Genomic DNA, 16555 nt, shown 5'->3' on the forward strand with positions numbered 1-16555 from the left:
GGAAGACCCAGAAGAAGAGATGATCGCCGGTAGGGCCGTGTGAGGTGGGTACCCGGCGCGCATGGCGAAACTGCGTCTTCCCAAGCGCGACAACCACCGCACCAACCACGAGGAGCCGGCCGCGGCGGGGCCAGGGCCGGAGGTGGAACGAAGAGAACCGGACACGCCGGCCAAGCTGCCGAAAGGCGCCTGGAGGGCGGCCCTCAAGGGGAGCCTGCACGAGTTCAAGGACGACGAGCTGACCGACCGCGCGGCCGCACTGACGTACTACGGGGTACTGGCACTGTTCCCGGCGCTGCTGGTGCTGGTCTCCCTGCTGGGCCTGACCGGGAAGTCGACCACGGACAGGGTACTCGAGAACATCCAGCAGCTGGCACCTGGGTCGGCGCGTGACATCCTCACCAATGCCGTGGAGCAGTTGCAGGGAAACGCCGGCATCGGCTCGGCCATGGCCATCGTGGGCCTGGTACTCGCGGTGTGGTCGGCCTCCGGTTATGTGGCGGCGTTCATCCGCTCCGCGAACGCCGTCTACGACATGCCCGAAGGACGCCCCGTCTGGAAGATCCTGCCGGTGCGGCTCGGCGTGACCGTCGTGCTGCTGGTGCTGGCCGTGGCCAGCGCGGTGATCGTCGTGTTCACCGGCAGCCTCGCCCGCCAGGTGGGAGAGCCACTCGGCATCGGGGACACCGCCCTGACCGTGTGGTCGATCGCGAAGTGGCCCGTCCTGGTCGTCCTGGTCACCACCATGATCGCCATCCTGTACTGGGCCAGCCCGAACGCGAAGGTGAAAGGCTTCCGCTGGATCACTCCCGGCAGCCTCATCGCACTGCTCATCTGGATGATCGCCTCCGCCGGGTTCGCCTTCTACGTCGCCAACTTCGCCTCCTACAACAAGACATACGGCACCATGGCCGGAGTCATCGTCTTCCTCGTCTGGCTGTGGATCACCAACATCGCCATCCTGCTGGGCCTGGAATTCGACGCCGAGACCGCACGGCAGCGCGCCATCGCGGGCGGCTACCCACCCGACGCCGAGCCCTACACCCAGCCCCGCGACACCCGCACATGGGACGAGCAGGACTGGCGCCGCGTCGACGAGACACGAGGGCCCGGCAGTCCCCACTGACCTCCCCGACCGAGAGGCGCGGCGAGATCCACGCCTTCCACCGCCCGGGGCATTCCCCGTGCAGAGGCCGAAACGGTTTCACAAGCACGCCGTGGGCGTCCCGGCCCGGAGCGGCGACGGCCCCGTCGCCGACCTCACGCCGGGCATCACCGTCCGCAGCCTCGACGCCGCGAGTCCTCGTTCCGAGGGCCGTCCTCGGGGGCTGCCGCAGATGACGATGAGAGGGTGGTGAGCGAGGAACGGCAGCGGGGCGGATATCGACGCGGTGCTGCGGTCGGCACTGCGCCGTCCGACACCGTCGGCCGAGGCAACCGAGTCGGGCCCCCTTGCGCTGGTTGACGCCGCGGAGGAGCCGGCGGCCGATGGTCTGCCGCCGGCTCCTTCGCCGTTTGCGTCAGTTCTGGCCGGGTGGGGCGTGCCCGGCCGGGTTCTGGTTCTCGCTCTCCTGGGTGAGGCCGCCGCCCGTGCACGTGGGCTGCTGGCCGCCCGGTTGCTGACCGCCGTTGTTGGTGCACTGAGTGTCCACCGGCTTGATCTTCGCGTCGGCGACACTCGCGCCGCCGAGACCCAGTGCAAAGGCCGCGGCTCCCGCGCTGACGGCTGTGACCAGGCTCTTCACCGTAACTCTGCTAAACATCCCGTTCCGCCTCCACTCTGTGTGTGCGGCTGCGGCAGAGTGTCATGGCTGTCGCGTGTCACTGATCCGCGCTTCTCTCCGAGGCGCCCCCGGTCAAGACAGAAAGGGCAATCCTTTACAAAAGGCCAGCAGGGTCACACTTCCCTCGACGAGGCCCCAGTACGTCCCACGAGGGCACCCAGGGGGCGAGCCGGCGTCTCGGCAGCTGTCGGCGGCGGAGGATCGACCGGGGCGCAGGGACACGAGGACGGCCGTATTGCCGACGTCGGCCGCAGTCCGCCGAGGCGATCGTTCCGAGGAGGTCAGCAGCCGGCGGTGCGGGTCGGGATCCTCGCCGAACCGCGCTGGCGCTGAGCGGGCTCCCAGCCCCTCGCCACAGTATTCGTGCTGCCTGCCCGCCCTTGACGTCAGGCGCCACCGCGGCCCCTCGCTCAGTGGGGCCACGAAGGCCATGAGCCGCATCTACATGGCTGCCTGGAACATCTGCATGCAGACCACGCAGTGCCTGTCCGTCGCTTCCTCTCCACCGAGTTTCTCCTCCCTTGCCATTCCGCACATCGTCCAGGTCTTCTCCGCCGTCAGGACATGCCACACCCAATGTCCCGAAGCGTCCGTACCACGCCACATCTCGTGCATGATCAACTCCCTTCAGGTCAGCGCGGAGCACCCTTCCAAGGGAGCACGGAGTGCACTGGTTGGCCCTGCGGGAGCGTCCGAGCGCGTGACGGGCGCTGCTGGTGACTCCGGGCGCGGATGGCACATCCGTCGCCGGAGTCGCCGAGTACTTCCCCGGTACGGCTGGTGCGCTGCAGGCGCAGGGGACCCCACTCTGCGGCAGAGCGCCGAAAGGCCCGCCAAGCGCTGAATCAAAGAGTCCTGGGGCTGGAGGCCCTTCTCAGCACATGGAAAACCCCGGGTGGCAGCAGGGGCAGCCAGGGGATCGGTACTGGCCTGCGCCCGGAGGCTGCCGGGCGCAGGAGTGCGGCAACCACGTCCATGGCCGCCGTGGAGCGGGGACGGTTCATGACACCACGGGAGCGGTGTCCGTGACCTCGCTGAGGCGGACCGTGCACAGTCCGCGGGGCTCGCTCTTGACCTCCGTCACCTTGAGCTGAGTACCCGGCGTAAGGATGTACTCCTCCTCGCCGGTGAACGCGGAGAAGCTCTTGATCCCGACCGCCCGGGCCGGCGTCACCTCGAAGAGGGTCCGCTTGCCGCGACTGCCCAGGAACGCCCTGGCCACCTTCAGTTCGGAGGTGCACGAGGAGACGCCCCACCAGGTCACCGTCCGGCCCACCGGGTACTGCGCCCGAAGGTCCAGCGACACCCCGCGCCACAGCGGCTGCGTGTAGGCCGGCAGCTTGGAGACCGCCGAGAACAGCAGCCGCAGGTACGGCAGGTACGGCGTGACCCTGGTGCGGTCGGGGGAGCGCAGAACGCTGTTGATCTCGCGGTAGAAGGCTGACTCGCAGGTGTAGAGGTGGAGCGCGGCGATCGCGTCGGCGGACAGGCCGCCGCCGACCGTCTGGTCCGCACGCTGCTTGCCGAAGTCACGGGAGCGCGTGACGTGCCCGGCGAGCCCGGACAGCGCCTCGGAGACCGGGGCTACGGCGTCCTGGAAGTCCATCAGCGGGGTGTCGAAGACACCGGTGATCTCGGGGAGGACCAGGCCCTCGTCCTTGACGCTGGTGAGGCGCTCCAGGTACAGCTGGTGCAGGTTCATGGTCGACTCGATGAACGCGCCCATGCGCGCCGCGACACCCCCGTCCGCACCGCCCGCGCCGGCCGCCGTCTCGTTCCACCCCTTGCTCGGCAGCCAGTCGATGCCGTCGGCGCCCAGCGAGGCCAGAGCGTCGTTGACCTGGGCGAAGTGGTCGCCCTCGCAGAAGATGTCGCCCTGTGCCGCCGGGTTCGCGTGGTCGAGGTGGCGGACCTCGACGTCCGGGTACTTCTGCTGGAGCCGCAGGACGACCTTCTTCAGGCTGCGGGCGTGCGCTCCCCACCACGCGAACACGACCCCGCGGTCCTCCTCGGGTGCGTCCTGCTTGGCCTTGAGGATCTCCTCGACGATCCGCTCGGCGACCGGCCGCCAGAACGCCGTGTGCTGGTCGGCTCCCATCGCCCCGTCACCGCTCGCGGTCAGCGACGCGTTCAGCAGGAGCACGCCCTGCGTCAGCATCGCCTGGAACCACTCCGGTGGCTGGACCGTGTCCCGCTCCTTCAGCAGCTTCCGCACGTCGGCGATCGGGGTCTTCTTGGCGATGCCGTACTTCCACATCGCCGCCGCCTTGATCAGGCACCGGATGCTGACGACCCGGCCGAACTGGCTGTCCTTCCAGTCGCCGAAGGTGTTGTCGAACATGGCTATGCCGGTGGCGCTCTCCGGCCGCGGATACGGGTTCTGGCCGAAGACCACGACCTTCCACTTGTGCGGCGGGTTCGGCTTGAGCGCCTGGAACGTCAGCTCGCGGACCGGGACCACCTCGTGGCTGCGGCCCTTCCCGATGAACCGCTCGGCGTCCGGCTGCGCCTCGATGACCGGCTTCAGCAGCGGGAGCCAGGTCTCGCCGCCGCCGTCGAAGAGCTCGGTCAGGGCGAGGGGGTCGTTCGCGTCGGGCTGGGGCTGCGGCGGCTGGCCCGGCGTCGGGACGCCGGTCGAGGGTCCGGTCACGGTGGAGGTGCTTTCGCTCGTCGTGGCAGGGGGAGTGGAAGGAGCGGGAGCGGCAGTCTCGGGCGCCGGAGCCGGGGCGGGGGCGGGGGCGATGGGAGTTGCGGCCGTCGGTGGCACGATGCGCACCCGCTGGTCGACGGGCGCGTTCTCGATCCCGTGGAGCTGGGAGACGATCGTGGAGCGCAGTTCGTCGTCGTCCTCGAACCAGTGGTCGTGGAAGAGCGTGTAGCCGGTCCACATCAGATTGGCGCACACCCGGGCCGGCACCTGGCCGGTCTGCGCCCCCAACCCGACCAGCGCCACCGACCGGATGCTGCCCGGCTTCTTCCGGTTCTGCCGGTGGACGGCCTGGAAAGCGGCAGCGCACGCCAGCGCCACGTTCAGGGTGGCGCTCACGTTCTGCGAGGACCGCACCATCGTCGGCGTCGATATCAGGTACCGGGGGACGCTCGCGCCGGACGCGACGCAGACCGCGCTGCCCACCGGCATCGGTCCCGCGAACCGGTCGCGGATCGCCCGCTGGACGCGTACCTGGATGCCGGACCCCAGATACCGCTTGATGACGGCGTCGACCCCGCCGTCCATCCGACCGCGGGAGTTCGTGGGCGTGACCCAGGCGTCGACGTCCTCGTCGAGGATCGAGCCCTTGCGGATCTCGATGCCCGGGGTGTCGGCGAACGCGGCGCGCCACGCCTCCACCACACGCTCGTTGACGTCCGTCAGCACCACCCTGAGCGCGGGCAGCGCACTGCTCTCGGTCATCGTCCACTCCTGTCGTGCAACAGCGCTTCCAAGACCTCGAACGTATCTCCCCCCACTGACAACGCGGCTCTGACAAGTGACCGATGACGTGCCGTCATGCCCTGGGGGGGTGAGGGCAGGGGCGGTGAGCGCGGCGGCGGCCGCCGTGACGGATCTGCGCAAGGGATTCCTCCGACCCGGGCGCGCCATCCGCGCCCGGTCGACTCACGGGCTCCCCGCGAGGTTGGCACCTGCGGGTTGCCCGAGGGAGCTGCGCCTCAGCGGGTGGGACGGTCCGTACGTGCGTCAGGCGGCGGATCCCAGCTGCATACCGTCGCGTCCAGTGCGATGGTGACCACCACCGGGTGGCCGGTGTCCGTCGCCACCCCTATTCCCCAGGCCTCGTCGGTGTGGGCGGCGATGAGTTCGCCGAGGGTCGTGAAGGTCCGCGCGTTTCAGCCGCGCAGAGAGCCGTCGCCGCAGACGGCCAAAACGACCTTCCGCCCGAGCAGTTCGCCGAGCCAGACGTCGTACGCTGCGCTGGATCCGGCAGTCAGCGGTGGCGTCACCCGCTCGATGGTCGTGCTGTCCCACACTCGGACGTTGCCGTCCCTGCAGCCGTGTTCGGCCGGCCCGGCCCACGGTCTACCGACGCTCCACCACGTCCTTCTCGACGAACTCGGCGCCAGAGGCGAGTTGGGCTGGTCACGGTGCGCGATCGACTCCCTCAGCCTCCGGGCGGCAAAGGGGGCACTGACCGGACCGATTCCTGTCGGGACGGGAACCGGGGCCGGCGATGCGGTCGTCCCGGGACATGCCCAGGCGGGCGAAGTCCTTGCTCAAGCCTGTTCCCCGGTGGTGAAGAAGCCGGTCAGGACGGGGGCGAGGAGCTCCGGGTCGATGTTGTGTTCCTGGCCGGTGAAGACGTGCAGGGTGAAGTTGTCGGCCAGCGCGGCGAGTTCCCGTGCGCCGGTGAGCATGTGCGGGGCGCCCGCGTCCCCGCTGCCGACGAGGACGGGTACGGTCACAGATCGCCAGCGGTCTGCGGGCAGCGGTCGGCCGGACATGGTGTCTCCCATGACCTGGCCGTCATAAGGCAGGGTTCGGGCGGTGGCTTCCATACCGGTCCAGAAGGGCGACTGCCGCATCCCGGCGACGACCTCGGCGGGCATGCCCACGGCCGCGGTCATGAAGTAGGCCGCGGCGTCGCCGTACGCCTCCTGCTGCACGAGGTCCGTCAGGTGGGCGACGTAGTCGGCGGGCAGCGGTGGGCGGCTGGAGTCGGTGATGAAGGGCGGCTCGTACACGGCCAGCCTGGAGACGGCGCTGCCCCGGGCTACGGCCTCCAGCGCCAGGACGGCGCCGGAGGACATGCCGAAGACCATCGCCTCGCCGCCCGCGCGCTCGATCAGGGCGTCCAGGTCCTCGACCTCGCGCTGTACGTCGTACTCCGGGCTGTCCCCGCTGTCGCCGCGGCCCCGTCGGTCGTACGTGATGACGGTGCAGTGCTCGGCCAGCAGGCCGGCGAGTGCGGCGGAATCGCCGCGCGTCATGAAAGCGCCGCCGACGAGTACCACCGCGGGGCCTGAGCCCTGCTGCTCGTAGGCGATGGCCGTGCCGTCGGCAGAGAACACCTTGTCCATGAGGAACCACTCCATATGTCTGCGGGGTGCGCAGGGCCGGAAGCCCCGCACCTTCGGAACTGGACGGTACAGTACTCGAATGGGTACTGGTCAGTCCAGTACTCTTGGTGGGAGAGGCGGACGCATGGAGAAGGGGTCGATGATGGACAGCCGTTCAGCGCGCAAGCACGAGGCGATTCTGGAGGCCGCGACCAGCGTCTTCCTGGACAAGGGATACGCGGGAACGAGCATGGACGACATCGCGAAGCTGGCCGCGGTGTCCAAGCAGACCGTCTACAAGCACTTCTCCGACAAAGAGAAGCTCTTCGCCGACATCGTCCTGGCCACCACCGACCGGCTCGACACCACGATCGACCTGCTGGCCGACCTCCCCACCGACGACGCGCACCTGGAAGAGAACCTGACCCGGCTCGCCCGTCAGTTCCTGACCGCCCTCACCGCCCCCCGAGTGATCCAGTTGCGGCGCCTGATCATCGCCAACGCCGACGTCTTCCCCGAACTGGGGACCGAGTGGTACGAGCGGGGTTTCCAACGAGGGCTCGCCACGCTGGCGGCGACCTTCCAGCGCCTGGCCGACCAGGGGCTCCTCCGCATCGACGACGCACTCCTGGCCGCTAACCACTTCTCCGGCCTGCTGCTGTGGATCCCGGTGAACAAGGCCATGTTCACCGGCAGCGCCCAGCACACCGAGGCCGACCTCGACCGCTACGCCGCCGCCGGCGCCCGCGTCTTCCTCGCCGCCTACCGCTGACCACCGCCCCCGGCCTCACCGACTCACCCGCATCGGGCGGGTGCTGCCCCGCCAGTTCATGGTCCGAGTGCGACCGGCACCGCTTCCGGAACGCCGCCCGGAGCTTTGGGGGTGAGGCCGTCGGCGCCCCTGGCCCGGTCGCTCCGCCCAGGAGGAGGCGCAGGGCGACGGTTGATCGGGTCAACCCGGGTTCGGCTGGTCGGGTGGGTGGGCGAAGTCGATCTCCTTCGCGGCGACGATCTGTGCGTTCATGTTGCGCTGCATCATCTCCATGGCGGCGGAGCCCAGTTGGGGATGGATGGTGGCGACGGCGTCCTCGGGCACGGTGACTTCGAGGTGGCGGATGTGCGCGTCCAGGGCGGAGTAGAGGACGCATTGTTCGGTGACCTGGCCGCTGAGGACGATGTGTCCTGCGCCAAGTCGCCACAGCAGGTATGACATCGGGGTTTCGTGGAAGATCGAGTGGCGGGCTTTGACGACGAACAGGGAGTCGTCGTCCGGGCGGACGGGCTCGACCAGGTCGGCGTGGGCGCCGGCGAGCGCGGTGTCCACGAGTTCGCCGTGGTGGGAGCGCCAGCTGCCGAAGTTGTCGTTCGCGTAGATCACCGGTGCCCGCGCCAGCCGGGCCCGCGCGATCAGGTCGGCCAGGACGGGTACGACGCGTCGGGCGGAGGGCACCAGCAGCTCGGCGTCCTCGTGATCGTAGGTGTTGATCATGTCGATCACGATGAGGGCGCAGGGTCCGCGTGGCTGCGGCTTCATCGGGCCGGCCTCGCCGGGTCCTCGTCGACGACGCGCACCGTGGCCAGCCCCTGGTCGGCCGGGTCGGGCAGGAACATTCCGGCTCGTACGCCGGTGGTGAGGTACTCCAGTACGGGCTGGGTCAGGCGTTCGCCGGGCAGGACGACGGGGATGCCAGGCGGGTACGGAGTGATCATCTCGGCGGCGATCCGGCCGGGGGCTTCGGCGACGGGAACCTTCGTGTGGCGGGCGAAGTAGGCGTCCCGAGGCAGGCGTGCCTGCTCCAGCCGCAGCTCGGACGGGGGAGGGACGGCTACGGCCGGGGCGTGTTGCAGGCCGGGCGCGTGGGCGGCGAGGTCGCGCAGGGCGGCGAGGAGCGCTGCGGCGGTCTGCTCGTCGTCGGCGTGGGTGAGCTGGGTGCCGAGGCGACGGTGATCGCTGAGGTGGGCGTCGATGCGATGGTTCGCGCGCAGCCAGTCGGCTGCCCGGTAGCCGGTGGTTCCCAGTCCGGTGATGTCGATGACGACGGGGAGCGGGTCGAAGTCGGCCGCGAGGCCCGGGCCGCAGAAGTCGTCCGCGTCGTTGACGTGGAGCCCCTCGATCGCCTCGATGGCCTCACGGGTGCGCGCCGCCAACTCCATTGCCCCGCCGACGAGTTCGTGGCCATGCTGTGCCATCTGCCTGCGCCATGCGTCGATGCCGGCGTAGATGAGGACGTTGGGGCTGGTCGTGCCGAGGAGGTCGGCCCGTGAGGCGAGTTCGGCGGGATCGATCAGATCCCCCTGGAGGTGGAAGACGGAGCCCTGTTCCAGTCCGCTGCCCATCTTGTGGATGCTCGTCACGCAGATGTCGGCGCCCGCGTCCATGGCCCAGGACGGCAGATCGTGGTGGAAGGGAAGGTGCGCGCCCCACGCCTCGTCCACGACGAGCGGCTTTCCGCGGCGGTGACAGACCTCGGCGATACCCGTGAGGTCCGCCGCGCCGCCGTAGGGCGTCGGGCTGGTGACGAGCGCCCCGTCGGCGTCGGGATGCTCGGTGAAGGCCTTGTCGTAGGCGACCGCGGAGGGCGGGTGGGCGAGGTGTCGGGCCGGGTCCCACTGGGGTTCCACCCAGACCGGTTCGACGCCGGAAAGGATCAGTCCGGCGATCACCGACTTGTGCGCGTCCCGTCCGACGAGCAGCCTGTGGCCGGGGCAGGCGACCGTGAGCATCGCCGCCTTGACGGAGAGGGAGCTGCCGCAGGTCGAGAAGAACGTGTGCTCGGCGTGGACGGCGTCGGCCATCAGTTTCTCGGCCCGTTCCAGGACCCGGTGACGGGCGAGCCGGTCGTCCAGACCGCCGTCGGCCAGTACGTCTCCGTAGAAGACGGCGTCACCGAGGACCGCCCGGGCGCGCGGGTCCGCGCCACGCGCCTGTTTGTGGCCTGGGGGAGCGAACCCCAGTTCGTCGGAGTCATGGTACTGAGCGAGTGCTTCGAGGACCGGGGCCTCCGCGTGATTGACAGCCATGGGCTCCGGGTTCCCCGCACGGGGCTGGCGTAAAGCCCTGTGACGGTGGGCCTCGATCGGGCAGGGCGGGGCGGGATCGCGGCCCGTCGGATCACGCTGCCAGGGTGAGGTTGTGCAGGCGGGCGGGCTTCGAGGTCCTCGGAGCCGAGCCCGAGCCCCCGGCGGATTGCGTGATCCGGCGCGGGGTGCCGGGCCTGGCGGTACGTCTCCGATCGGGTGACCACATGCGGAGGAGGGGTGTGGACGATCGTCGGTGAAGCAGGAACCACCGTGGGCGACCGCCGGAATGCCCGCCTGCAGGCGGGCGAGGAAGTCAGATCTGTCGCTTCTCGAGTGGCCGTACGGCGGGGCCCTGGAGGATGCGGCCGTCGGGGGCGAAGCGGGAGCCGTGGCACGGGCACTCCCAGGCCTGCTCCGCGCGGTTGAAGGCGACGAGACAGCCGAGGTGGGTGCAGCGGGCCGAGACGGCGTGGAGTTGTCCGTTGTCGTCCCGGTGGACGGCGCACTGGTGCCCGCCCACGCGCAGCACGGCGCCGTCGCCCGGTGCGAGATCCTCGACTGCGGGTGTCGTCACCGACGGCAGCCGGTCGCCGACGAAGTGTTTGGCCACGTGCGCCTGGTTCTTCAGGAACGACACGCCCTCGCGCACCACGGTGCCGAGGCGGCGCGGGTCGTACAGGCCCGCCCACTCGGGCTTGCGGCCCTCGACGAGGTCGGCGATCAGCTCGCCGGCCATGACGCCGCCGCTCAGGCCCCAGCCGCCGAAGCCGGTGGCGACGTAGGTGTGGCGGCTGCCGGGGTGCAGTGGCCCGACGAGGGGGACGGAGTCGGTGGAGTCGTTGTCCTGGGTCGCCCAGCGGTGGGTGAGGGTCAGTCCCGGGAAGCGGCTGGCGGCCCAGGCGGCGAGCCGGTCGAAGCGTTCCTCGACGTCGGTGCTGCCGGGGGTGAAGTGCTCGCCGGTGACGACCAGCAGCCGGGTGCCGTCGGCGTAGGGGGCGCTGCGGACGGATCGGGTGTTCTGCTCGGTGGTGATGTGCATGTCGCGCGGGGCCCGGTCCGCGCCGAGGGTTCCGGCGACGACGAGCTCGCGGCGTGGGGCGAGCCGGGTGAACAGCAGCGCGCGGTCGAAGACCGGGTAGTGCGTGGCGACGACCACCTCGCGTGCGCGCACCTTCACGCCCGTGTCGGTCGCCAGGACGCAGGGCTCGCCTTCGGTGAGGCCGGTGACACGCGTCCCCTCGTAGATGGTGGCGCCGCGTCGGCGCAGCTCGTCCGCCAGGCCGTGCAGGTACTTCACGGGGTGGAACTGCGCCTGCCCGGTCACCCGGACCGCGCCCGCCACGGGGTAGGGCAGCTCGGTCTCGGTGACGAACTCGGCCGGCAGGCCCGCCTCGCGCGCCGCCTCCGCTTCCGCGCGGAGCTGCGGGACGCGCTGCGGATCCTCGGCGTACGTACAGGCCGCGGCCTCCTCCCACGCGCAGTCGATTCCCAGGTCGTCGACGGTCTCGGCGGCACGGCGGATCGCCGCCGACTGTGAGTGGGCGTACAGCCGCGCGCCGTCGCGGCCGCGGGTGCGGCGCAGATGGTCGTACACGAGGGTGTGGAGCGCGGTGAGCTTGGCCGTCGTGTGGCCGGTGACGCCGCCGGCGATCCGGCCCGCCTCCAGCACGGCCACCTCGCGCCCGCGCCGGGCCAGCTCCCACGCCGTGCTGAGTCCCGCCATACCGCCGCCGATCACGGCGACATCGACGGTGATGTCCCCGGCCGGTGGGGGAGCGGCCTCATGGTCCGGTGCGGTCTCTATCCAGTACGACGTCCGGAGTACCTGATCAGTGTCCATGGCCGCCGAGTGCCCGGCCTGCCCGGGTGACACGCACAGGCGTGCGCTCGATCGACACCATGCTCGGGGCACCGTCGCCGCAGGTGCTCATCAGCCTGTGGGCCGGTGCGACGCAGCCAGTGCGGGGGCATGGGCTCTGGCGACATGACCGCGCAGGCGAATGTCCTGACCATCGCGCGCAGCCGATCGGGACTCGCCGCGGCGAGATCGTCCTCGGCGAGGGCGTGCGGGGGCAGACTGCCAGATGCGGTCATGGTGTCGGCTTCCATCGGGCTCCGGCACCTCGAAGGTCAGCCGGTGGCCTTCATCTGTGCGGGTGTCATCCCGACGCCGGGGAAACCCCCCGAATCAGGTCGAACCCGGACACCCTTTCCCAGGACGCAGTCCCGGCCGAATGATCATCGGGGGAGGGTTGGCCCGATGGTGAACAGTTCGTAGGTTCCCGTCAGGCGGAACAGCCGTGTGGGCTGGTGACGCAGGCCGGTGAGGGTGAAGGAGCTTCCGCCGGCGCTGTGGTGGCGGCGTAGTCGCAGCAGCAGGTTCAGACCGCCGGCGTCCATGAAGGAAACGCCCGACAGGTCGATCTGCAGCGTGGTGCACCGGGGTGGGATCAGTTCTGCGGCCCGGGAGAGGGCGGGGCTGGTGTCGAAGTCCATTTCCCCGGTGACGGTGATCACCGTGCAGTGCGTGTGCTGCCGCGTCGATGTGGTGAGCTGGTTCACGGTTCGGCCCTCGGTCCGGGTCGAGCCCATCACACCCCCGGCACGGGGGCGTCAAGCACGCGGCGTGGGGCCGCGTACAGCCGAGCAAGACAACCCGTACCGCGTCCTGGCCACTTGGGCCGGCACTCAGGGGCGGCGCGGGGTCTCCCACCAGACCAGGCTGGTTGTCCCTGCAGCCTGGCACAGGCGCAGCACGCCCGGCCAGCCTGCTCCCGCTCCAGGGGCGGCAATTGTCCGGAAGACGTCCCTCCGCCCTGGCCCCTCGCGCCGGATGGACATGCCGCAGCTGTCCCGCAGTCACTCGTGACGCATCCCGGCCGGTTAGCCGAGCACACGCCGCCGTCGCCGTCGCTGCTGCGACCGAGCACGGTGGCCCTCTGTGCTGCGTCGGGCCGTTTTCAGTCGGTGTCGGTGAGGAGTTCTTCGCGCAGGTGGGTGAAGCAGGCGGTGAGGAGGCGGGAGACGTGCATCTGGGAGATGCCGAGTTGTTCGGCGATGGCGCTCTGGGTCATGCCCTGGAAGAAGCGCAGGTAGAGGAGGGTCTGCTCGCGCTCGGGGAGTGCCTGGAGGCCGGGTTTGACGGCCTCGCGGTCGATGATGTGGTCGTAGGCGGGGTCGGGGGTGCCGATGGTGTCGGCGAGGGTGTAGTTGTCGGTACCGGGCAGTTCGGCGTCCAGGGACAGGGCGGAGAAGCAGTCGAGGGCGTCGAGGCCGGTGCGGACCTCGTCGTGGGTGAGGCCGGTGTGCCGGGCGATCTCGTCGAGGGCCGGGACTCCGCCCGGTGTGGTGGCGGTGAGTTCCTTGACGGCGCGGCGGACCTTGTTGCGCAGTTCCTGGGCGCGGCGCGGGACGTGGAGGGTCCACAGGTGGTCGCGGAAGTGGCGCTTGAGTTCGCCGGTGATGGTCGGGATGGCGTAGACCGCGAAGGCGCGGCCGCGGCCGGGGTCGTAGTGGTCGACGGCCTTGACGAGGCCGACGGCCGCGACCTGGTAGAGGTCCTCGAGGTTCTCGCCGCGGTTGCGGAAACGCATGGCGATGCGTTCGGCCATCGGCAGCCAGGCGCTGACCAGTTCGTTGCGCAGTTGACGGCGTTCGGGCCCGTCGGGCAGCCGGTGCAGCCGGTCGAAGGCCGCGGCGGTGTCGGGGGCGTCGTCATGGGGGTGGTGCTTCGTGGTGGCGGTCACACGCACGGCGCGTACACCTCCCGGATCGGGTGGTGCGGTAAAGGGGGGCCACCGTGGGAGGCAGCGTGCGTGTGCTCGCAGAGAAGGATGGGGGCCGACGCGCGGTGTCCCACGGTCGTGCCTCCGTTCCGAAGCACGTTGTTCACGTACCCGGCATGAAAAGGGCGAAACGGACTTCGGAAAGGTTGTACGAGCAGCGACCGGCCGACTTCGCAGCGGTACGGCGCTTTACCGGCCTCACCGGTCCGCAGCAGGACGACATCGTCGCCGCGCGGGAACGGGACATCACGGTGAGCGGCCGTCTGGACGTCGGGCGATCGAGTCTGCCCCGCACCACCGAGCCGCCGCACATTGCGCGCTGACCGCACGCTCGTACCGAGCCCGGCCCGCGCGGGCTGGAACGGCTCACGGTCCGCATCGTCGGAGGCGCCGGGCTGAGGCGGTTCGCTGGAGGCAGTCACCGGCGGCAGAGGCTCCCCCAGGAGCTGTGCCCCCGGGGGAAGCCCCAGGGGCTGTTGTCTCAACCCCTCAGGAGCCGGGTAGCCCTGCGGCAGGGCTCCCACACACGGGGAACGCCGATAGATGAAGGCTGCACGGTGGCGCCCACCGTCACATCTGGTGGGTGGCGCAGGCGTGCAGGTACTCCAGAGCGTCGGCAACGATGGTCTGCCGGTACCAGGTGTGCCATGCGGCCAGGTCGTCCGCGAGAGCGGCGAGGCCCGTGCGCTGGACATGCGTCATCCAGGAGCCTGGCTGTCGGCGGTGGACGCAGATGACCCCGAGACACTCACCGGTGCCGTCCATCCCCGGCACGGCATACAGGGCGCGACTGCCGTTGGCCAGCGCGGCCTGCCCTTGGTCGGAGCGGGCCAGGTCCGCGTCTTCGGTGATGTCGGCGACGAAGACCGGTCCTTGCCGGGCCGAGGCGCGCGCGGCCAGTACCGGCGGACTGCTGACGACGGCGAGGCAGTCTCGGTAGGCGGCGTCCAGGCCGACGTGGGCCTCCAGGACCAGGTGGTTTTCCAGCGCCGGGTCGGGCAGGTGCACTTCCGTGGCATCGGCATCCGTGAGCGTCACCGCCTCGCCGGCCACTGCACGCAGCAGGAACGCGCGGTCGCGCATCTGGGCGGCGGTGCAGTCGAGCAGCTCCGGCAGGGGTGGCGCTGTGTCATAGCTCCCTGAGAACGGCTCCTTCGACGTGGTCGGCGACGCTGCCGTCACGACGGCCGAGGCGACGGTCCGCAGGGGTACGTTGTACTGCTGGGAAGCCCTGCGCAGCAGGTCAAAAGCCTTCGGCGCAGAGGCCAGGCCGTAGCGCTCGTACAGGATCCCCTTAGCCATCCCGATCACCACGCCGGCCCGCGCCTTGGCGCGCAGACCGAACAGCTCGCTCCGCAGATCCCCGAGCGCCGCGGCGGACTGGTCGGCCGGCCCGGAATCCGCAGGCAGTGCGGGCTCCAGCTCCGCCAGGGCGGCACCGAGAGTGGAGCACACCCGCAGACCCGGCGTGGACGACAGCGCGAACATGTCCAGCACATGAGCGGCCTGGGCGACCACCAGAACGGGCCTGCGATCGAGATGGCGTGTATGGAGGTCGAGAAGACGGATGCCTGCCGCGCTCACCAGCCGGAGGTCCGACAGGTCAAGGACAAGCGGCCGCTCCCGAACGGAGGCCCGTTCCAGGTAGGGGGCCAACTCGGGCAGCAGTTTGGCGGCCCCGTCGGAGTCGAGGATGCCGGACAGACACAGAACGTCCACGCTGCCGCCGGTCACCGGCCTCAGCGTCACCTGCTCACCCGGCTGCGCACATGGCGCGCCGGGCGAGGCCGACTGCCCACCGTGAGACATACGGCCGACCCTTTCCTGACTTCCCGGCCACCCTACGACCCCGCATGTCAAGCCTTGCCCTGCCTCGCGGCAAAAGCAAGAACACGGCCGTCGGCCGACGGAGACCGTCCGGGCAGGACCAGGAAGGGCGCGCCCCGTCCGCTGTCGAACAGGCTCGTCCGGGGTCGGGATGCGCGTTGTCTCCCGTTGCCTCGGCCTCAGGCTCTGCAACTTCCACAGCACACGGCCCCATCGATAGCGGCCTCGTTCGGTCGCTCCGGCTGGTACCTCGCACATTCTTGCCATGCCGCTGGGAACATGTGCTGGGTTACGTACTCGGCGTCTGGCCGTTGAGCTGTCCGCGACACACGGGAGGAGCGCGGTGCGAACCCGGCAGGTCCCTTGCGTTCAGTCTTCAAGGGTGGCTTGGGGTTGCGCGTGGATGATGGAAGTCACTGCCAGCTGTCGTCTGCCGAGGGTGTAGGCGGTCTCGGTGAGACGTAGGTGCCGCTCGTTCACATAAGCGTTGAGCAGGCGGCCGCCTCCCCGATCGTTGAACCCGCGTACTCGGCGATCATGCCTTTGGCGAGCTCCAGCGTCGTTTTGGCGGCGATGACGCTCTGGAGGCGGGTGATGGCGTCGTCACTGCGGGCGGGCTCGGTCGACCAGTGCATCAGGGCCAGGCTCGCGGAGTCGGCGAGGGCCTGAGCCGGGTCCGCATCGTTTCCGGGCAGGTTTCCCATGGGCCTGCGCAGGGGTGAGGGCGCCCAGGCCGCGGTCGTGGAGCCGCACGGGGATCGCTTGCAGGGAGCCGTACCCGAGCTCGGTCATGGCGGTGGGCAGTCTGGGCCACCGCTCGTGTTCCGCGGCGATGTCGGGAACACTCACCGCTTCTGCGGTGCGATAGCAGTCCATGCAGGGGCCAAGGCCACTTTGCATCTGGAGCAGTTCGGCGAAGGCCGCGTCCTCGTGGGTCGTGGCCATCGGCTTCAAAATGCCCCTGGCGTCGGCGATCATCACGGCTGATGCGTCGGTGTCCAGCAGGTCCAGGCAGGTGTGGACGAGTAGGCGAAGAGCTGCAGCGGGTCGAACTCCGCCGCATAGGTGTCGGACAGGGCGACGAACGCCTGCGCCAGCTGTCGCTCGCGGTTCATGCCCGCCTCC

15 protein-coding genes and 1 pseudogene are annotated in these 16555 nt (G+C 70.1%); 4 read left to right on the forward strand and 12 right to left on the reverse strand.

Annotation, left to right across the window (positions count from 1 at the left end; genetic code table 11):
* Positions 1-61: 61 nt before the first annotated feature.
* Positions 62-1126 (forward strand): YihY/virulence factor BrkB family protein, encoded by a 1065-nt coding sequence (locus tag ACFYR0_RS28180; RefSeq protein WP_389333889.1) that lies wholly within the window; start codon positions 62-64, stop codon positions 1124-1126.
* Between the two features lie 394 nt (positions 1127-1520).
* Here ACFYR0_RS28180 and ACFYR0_RS28185 read toward each other — a convergent pair whose 3' ends face one another.
* The gene (locus tag ACFYR0_RS28185; RefSeq protein ID WP_389333892.1) at positions 1521-1763 is read right to left on the reverse strand and encodes a hypothetical protein; all 243 of its coding nucleotides are present in this window, start codon (positions 1761-1763) and stop codon (positions 1521-1523) included.
* Positions 1764-2784: 1021 nt separating this feature from the next.
* The gene (locus ACFYR0_RS28190) at positions 2785-5196 is read right to left on the reverse strand and encodes an ADP-ribosyltransferase domain-containing protein (RefSeq protein ID WP_389333895.1); all 2412 of its coding nucleotides are present in this window, start codon (positions 5194-5196) and stop codon (positions 2785-2787) included.
* 633 nt (positions 5197-5829) lie between these two features.
* Between ACFYR0_RS28190 and ACFYR0_RS28195 the strand changes: the two are divergent.
* Positions 5830-5958, forward strand: a pseudogene (locus tag ACFYR0_RS28195) (IS5/IS1182 family transposase); the annotation flags it as partial.
* Between the two features lie 56 nt (positions 5959-6014).
* Here ACFYR0_RS28195 and ACFYR0_RS28200 read toward each other — a convergent pair.
* Positions 6015-6818, reverse strand: a complete 804-nt coding sequence (locus tag ACFYR0_RS28200) for an alpha/beta fold hydrolase (RefSeq protein WP_389333898.1) — start codon at positions 6816-6818, stop codon at positions 6015-6017.
* Positions 6819-6942: 124 nt separating this feature from the next.
* Here ACFYR0_RS28200 and ACFYR0_RS28205 point away from each other — a divergent pair, with 124 nt between their 5' ends.
* Entirely contained in the window at positions 6943-7569 is a 627-nt protein-coding gene (locus ACFYR0_RS28205) for a TetR/AcrR family transcriptional regulator (protein WP_389333901.1), read from the forward strand.
* A 180-nt stretch (positions 7570-7749) separates the two neighbouring features.
* Here ACFYR0_RS28205 and ACFYR0_RS28210 read toward each other — a convergent pair whose 3' ends face one another.
* The 5 genes from ACFYR0_RS28210 to ACFYR0_RS28230 all read right to left on the reverse strand — a co-directional run bounded on the left by ACFYR0_RS28210 (position 7750) and on the right by ACFYR0_RS28230 (position 13570).
* A complete protein-coding gene (locus ACFYR0_RS28210; RefSeq protein ID WP_389333904.1) occupies positions 7750-8331 on the reverse strand; it encodes a cysteine hydrolase family protein in 582 nt (193 codons plus the stop codon).
* Complete coding sequence (locus tag ACFYR0_RS28215; RefSeq protein WP_389333907.1) at positions 8328-9818, reverse strand: aminotransferase class I/II-fold pyridoxal phosphate-dependent enzyme; 1491 nt, start codon at positions 9816-9818, stop codon at positions 8328-8330. Before ACFYR0_RS28215 ends, ACFYR0_RS28210 begins: the two co-directional genes overlap by 4 nt.
* 313 nt (positions 9819-10131) lie before the next feature.
* Entirely contained in the window at positions 10132-11658 is a 1527-nt protein-coding gene (locus ACFYR0_RS28220) for an FAD-dependent oxidoreductase (RefSeq protein ID WP_389333910.1), read from the reverse strand.
* A 398-nt stretch (positions 11659-12056) separates the two neighbouring features.
* Positions 12057-12410 carry an STAS domain-containing protein gene (locus ACFYR0_RS28225; protein WP_389333913.1) on the reverse strand — a complete coding sequence of 118 codons (354 nt, stop codon included), beginning with the start codon at positions 12408-12410 and terminating at the stop codon, positions 12057-12059.
* A 368-nt stretch (positions 12411-12778) separates the two neighbouring features.
* Positions 12779-13570, reverse strand: a complete 792-nt coding sequence (locus tag ACFYR0_RS28230) for a SigB/SigF/SigG family RNA polymerase sigma factor (RefSeq protein WP_389333916.1) — start codon at positions 13568-13570, stop codon at positions 12779-12781.
* A gap of 179 nt (positions 13571-13749) precedes the next feature.
* Between ACFYR0_RS28230 and ACFYR0_RS28235 the strand changes: the two genes are divergently transcribed.
* Positions 13750-13926, forward strand: coding sequence for a hypothetical protein (locus tag ACFYR0_RS28235; protein WP_389333919.1), 177 nt, complete (start codon positions 13750-13752; stop codon positions 13924-13926).
* A 247-nt stretch (positions 13927-14173) separates the two neighbouring features.
* Here ACFYR0_RS28235 and ACFYR0_RS28240 read toward each other — a convergent pair whose 3' ends face one another.
* From ACFYR0_RS28240 to ACFYR0_RS28255, 4 genes are all read right to left on the reverse strand, one after another.
* Complete coding sequence (locus ACFYR0_RS28240; RefSeq protein ID WP_389333922.1) at positions 14174-15337, reverse strand: ANTAR domain-containing protein; 1164 nt, start codon at positions 15335-15337, stop codon at positions 14174-14176.
* A 569-nt stretch (positions 15338-15906) separates the two neighbouring features.
* The gene (locus ACFYR0_RS28245) at positions 15907-16134 is read right to left on the reverse strand and encodes a hypothetical protein (RefSeq protein ID WP_389334093.1); all 228 of its coding nucleotides are present in this window, start codon (positions 16132-16134) and stop codon (positions 15907-15909) included.
* On the reverse strand, positions 16034-16411 hold the full coding sequence (locus tag ACFYR0_RS28250) for a GAF domain-containing protein (RefSeq protein WP_389333925.1): 378 nt from the start codon (positions 16409-16411) through the stop codon (positions 16034-16036). The genes ACFYR0_RS28245 and ACFYR0_RS28250 overlap by 101 nt, the downstream gene beginning before the upstream one ends.
* On the reverse strand, positions 16408-16545 hold the full coding sequence (locus tag ACFYR0_RS28255; protein WP_389333928.1) for a hypothetical protein: 138 nt from the start codon (positions 16543-16545) through the stop codon (positions 16408-16410). The genes ACFYR0_RS28250 and ACFYR0_RS28255 overlap by 4 nt, the downstream gene beginning before the upstream one ends.
* Positions 16546-16555: the final 10 nt, after the last annotated feature.

Source organism: Streptomyces sp. NPDC005017, from assembly GCF_042873115.1.
Classification (GTDB): Bacteria; Actinomycetota; Actinomycetes; order Streptomycetales; family Streptomycetaceae; genus Streptomyces.

Bases quoted from the DNA above. Each gene is read 5' to 3' on its own strand.
- ACFYR0_RS28200 (WP_389333898.1), bottom strand. From the start codon at position 6,818: ATGGACAAGGTGTTCTCTGCCGACGGCACGGCCATCGCCTACGAGCAG.
- ACFYR0_RS28205 (WP_389333901.1), top strand. From the start codon at position 6,943: ATGGAGAAGGGGTCGATGATGGACAGCCGTTCAGCGCGCAAGCACGAG.
- ACFYR0_RS28220 (WP_389333910.1), bottom strand. From the start codon at position 11,658: ATGGACACTGATCAGGTACTCCGGACGTCGTACTGGATAGAGACCGCA.
- ACFYR0_RS28215 (WP_389333907.1), bottom strand. From the start codon at position 9,818: ATGGCTGTCAATCACGCGGAGGCCCCGGTCCTCGAAGCACTCGCTCAG.
- ACFYR0_RS28180 (WP_389333889.1), top strand. From the start codon at position 62: ATGGCGAAACTGCGTCTTCCCAAGCGCGACAACCACCGCACCAACCAC.
- ACFYR0_RS28210 (WP_389333904.1), bottom strand. From the start codon at position 8,331: ATGAAGCCGCAGCCACGCGGACCCTGCGCCCTCATCGTGATCGACATG.
- ACFYR0_RS28255 (WP_389333928.1), bottom strand. From the start codon at position 16,545: ATGAACCGCGAGCGACAGCTGGCGCAGGCGTTCGTCGCCCTGTCCGAC.
- ACFYR0_RS28245 (WP_389334093.1), bottom strand. From the start codon at position 16,134: ATGGGAAACCTGCCCGGAAACGATGCGGACCCGGCTCAGGCCCTCGCC.
- ACFYR0_RS28185 (WP_389333892.1), bottom strand. From the start codon at position 1,763: ATGTTTAGCAGAGTTACGGTGAAGAGCCTGGTCACAGCCGTCAGCGCG.
- ACFYR0_RS28225 (WP_389333913.1), bottom strand. From the start codon at position 12,410: ATGGGCTCGACCCGGACCGAGGGCCGAACCGTGAACCAGCTCACCACA.
- ACFYR0_RS28190 (WP_389333895.1), bottom strand. From the start codon at position 5,196: ATGACCGAGAGCAGTGCGCTGCCCGCGCTCAGGGTGGTGCTGACGGAC.